Genomic DNA, 3595 nt, shown 5'->3' with positions numbered 1-3595 from the left:
CTACTGAAGCAGGCCGAATTGCCCGCCGGCGAACTGCTGACGATATCCGGCGCTTCGGGCGCTCATGCAGCCACCGCCGCGGAGAAAGCGGCGCTCGACGCCAATCCGGCGCTCGCCGTGCGCGGCTTCTCGACGCTGACCGGCCATATGAAGGAGGCGCAGTTCCCCTTCGCCGTGGCGCTCGCGGCCATGGCGATCGACCGCAAGGCCGGTTACCCCGTTTTCGATGCCGCAGCCGAGAAGCCGTTTGACGGTGCGCCGAAGGCAGTCCTTGCAACGGCGATCGGCTATCACCAATTCGAGGGCATGGGGCTGATCAAAGCGGCCTGAGGTACGATCGAGGCTGTCAGGACAAAACATGGCCAATCTCAAAGACCACATGGGCAGGCCGGTCGTGGCCGTCACCGGCATCGGCGTCGTGACGTCGCTGGGCGTCGGCAAGACCGACAACTGGGCGGCGCTGACGTCCGGTAAATCCGGCATCCATCCGATCACCCGCTTTCCGGTCGATCACCTCAACACCCGCATTTCCGGCATGGTCGACTTCCTGCCGTCGAGCTCGAAGGGCGCAAGCCACCTCACTTACGAACTGGCGGAGACCGCGGCCCAAGAAGCCGTGTCGGAAGCACGGCTCGATTCCGGCGATTTCGGCGGCCCGCTGTTCCTCGCCTCGCCGCCGGTCGAGCTCGACTGGGCCGACCGTTTCTCGCTCTATAATTCCGACAAGAAGGATGGCGGTTCCGAGAGATTGCTGCGCGTCGCCCGCGCGTTGAAGGAGCTCGACATCTTCGAAACCACCCAGTTCGGCTCGATCGCCGACCGACTGGCCGACCGCTTCGGCACGCGCGGCCTGCCGATAACGCTCTCGACCGCATGCGCTTCAGGCGCCACCGCCATCCAGCTCGGCGTCGAGGCGATCCGGCGCGGCGAATGCGACAAGGCGCTGTCGATCGGCGCCGACGGCTCGGCGACGGCCGAGGCGCTGATCCGCTTCTCGCTGCTTTCTGCCCTTTCCACCCATAACGACATCCCGGAAAAGGCGTCGAAACCCTTCTCCAAGGATCGCGATGGCTTCGTGCTCGCCGAAGGATCTGGCGCTCTGGTGCTGGAATCGCTGGAAGCAGCCCTGGCCCGCGGCGCGACGATCCTCGGCATCATGCGCGGCTGCGGCGAAAAGGCGGACGATTTCCACCGCACTCGCTCCAAGCCCGATGCGTCGCCGGCTATCGCGGCGGTGCGCGCCGTCCTTGCCGATGCGGGCATGAGCGAGGACGAGATCGAGTATGTCAACGCGCACGGCACCTCGACGCCGGAAAACGACAAGATGGAGCATCTGTCGCTGTCCACCGTGTTCGGCGAGCGTATCGGCTCGATGCCGGTCTCGTCGAACAAGTCGATGATCGGCCACACGCTGTCGGCGGCAGGCGCGGTCGAGGCCGCCTTCTCGCTGATGACCATGCGCGAAAGCGTCATCCCGCCGACCATCAATTACGACAATCCCGATCCGGCCATTGTCCTCGACGTCGTCCCGAACAAGAAGCGCAACGCCGAGGTCGGCACGGTTTTGTCGAACTCTTTCGGCTTCGGCGGCCAGAACACCTGCCTTGTCATGGCGCGGGAACCGGTCTAAGCGGACGTTTTCCCGCTTTTGACGAACTGACAGGCCCAATGCGCGCATTGCAACTTATCGAGGACCGCCGTCTTGAAACGGTGGACCTGCCGCCTCCCCCGCCGCCTTCGCTGGGCGAAGTGACGCTCCGCATCAAGGCGGTGGCGCTCAACCATATCGACGTCTGGGGCTGGCGCGGCATGGCTTTCGCCAAGCGCAAGCTGCCGCTGGTCGTCGGCGCCGAAGCTTCCGGCGAGGTCGAGGCGGTCGGTCCAGGAGTCTCCAACCTGCTGCCGGGGCAGTTGGTGTCGATCTACGGCGCGCGTACCTGCGGCCTGTGCCGCGCCTGCCGCGAAGGCCGTGACAATCTGTGCGAGCATGTTTCCGGCGTCCATGGCTTCCATCTGGATGGCTTCGCCCAGGAGAAGATCAACCTGCCGGCGCGCCTGCTGGTGCCCGCTCCTCCCGGCGTCACCGAGATCGGCGCGGCGGTCGCGCCCGTAACCTTCGGCACGGTCGAGCACATGCTGTTCGACAACGCGAAGCTGGAGCCCGGCGAGACCATTCTCGTCCATGCCGGCGGCTCCGGCATCGGCACCGCCGCCATCCAGTTGGCCAAGAAGATGGGCTGCACGGTCATCACCACGGTCGGCTCGAACGACAAGATCGACAAGGCCAAGGCGCTCGGCGCCGATCATGTCATCAACTACCGTGAGGACCGCTTCGAGGGCGTCGTGCGCAAGCTGACGAAGAAGAAAGGCGTCGACGTCGTCTTCGAACATGTCGGCGCCGACACGTTCGCCGGCTCGATGCTGTGCTTGAAGCGCGGCGGGCGCCTCGTCACCTGCGGTTCGACCTCGGGCGTGTCGACGCAGGTCAATTTGATGCAGCTCTTCCAGCAGCAGCTGAAGCTGCTCGGCTCCTTCGGCTGCCGCATGGAGAACATGGCCAACGCCATGCAGAAGATGGCCTCTGGCCTCGTTGCCCCGGTAATCGACACCGAGGTGGGTTTCGACGACATCGATGCCGCGCTGAAGCGCATGGAAGGCCGCGACGTCTTCGGCAAGATCATCCTGCGCGTTTCCTAAAACAGTTCCAGGAAAGGCGGATGGTCGGCAACGCGCTCAGGAAAGCCCGCCGGGACTTCATGTTCCGCTACGGCCTGCGGCTGCGCCAGATGGAGCACTGGCTGGTCGCCCGGCTCGCCATGGTGTTGCTGTCGCTGCTGCGCCTGTTGCCGCCGGACAGCGCGCTCAACTTCGCCGACCGCGCCGCCCGCCGGGTCGGTCCGCTGGTCGGGCGCCACCGGGTCGCGGTCAACAATCTGCGCCTTGCCTATCCGCAGAAGAGCGACGCCGAAATCGAGGCCATCGCGCGCGACATGTGGGGCAACATGGCCCGTCTCGCGGCCGAATACATCTTCCTCGATGCATTGTTCGACTTCGACCCGGACGCTGCGAAGCCGGGCCGGGTCGAGGTTCGCGGCATCGATCATTTCGTCGCGATCGCCGGCGAGGAGAAGCCTCACATCCTCTTCACCGGCCATCTCGGCAATTTCGAGCTGCTGCCGGTGGCCGCGGCCACGTTCGGCATGAACATCACGGCGCTGTTTCGCCCGCCGAACAATCCTTACCTCGCCGACTACATCCATTCGACGCGCCGCTCCTCGATGGGCGCCCTGCTGCCCTCCGCCGCCGGTGCCTCCTTCGCCCTTGCCGCCATCCTGGAAAAGGGCGGCAATATCGGCGTGTTGGTCGATCAGAAATTCTCGGGCGGCGTGGAGACGACCTTCTTCGGCCGTCCATGCCAGACCAACCCGATGCTTGGCATGCTTGCCCGCCACTATGACTGCGATGTCTACCCCGCCCGCTGCGTCAGGCTGCCGGGCAACCGCTTTCGTCTTGAGATCGAGGACAAGCTGGACTTCCCGCGCACCGAAGAGGGCAGCGTCGATGTCGACGCCACCACCCAGCTGCTCACCGATGT

3 protein-coding genes and 1 pseudogene are annotated in these 3595 nt (G+C 65.2%); all 4 read left to right on the top strand.

What is annotated here, in order from left to right; genetic code table 11:
- Positions 1 to 330, top strand: a pseudogene (locus EOA27_RS27630) (beta-ketoacyl-ACP synthase); the annotation flags it as partial.
- Between the two features lie 28 nt (positions 331 to 358).
- Positions 359 to 1630, top strand: coding sequence for a beta-ketoacyl-ACP synthase (locus EOA27_RS27625; protein WP_126082212.1), 1272 nt, complete (start codon positions 359 to 361; stop codon positions 1628 to 1630).
- A 38-nt stretch (positions 1631 to 1668) separates the two neighbouring features.
- Entirely contained in the window at positions 1669 to 2697 is a 1029-nt protein-coding gene (locus EOA27_RS27620; RefSeq protein ID WP_126082211.1) for a zinc-binding dehydrogenase, read from the top strand.
- A gap of 20 nt (positions 2698 to 2717) precedes the next feature.
- On the top strand, positions 2718 to 3595 hold an 878-nt coding region (locus EOA27_RS27615; RefSeq protein WP_127257742.1), incomplete at its 3' end, for a lipid A biosynthesis lauroyl acyltransferase.

It is taken from the genome of Mesorhizobium sp. M2A.F.Ca.ET.037.01.1.1 (assembly GCF_003998075.1).
Lineage (GTDB): Bacteria > Pseudomonadota > Alphaproteobacteria > Rhizobiales > Rhizobiaceae > Mesorhizobium.
This window is presented reverse-complemented; position numbering and strand designations above follow the sequence as displayed.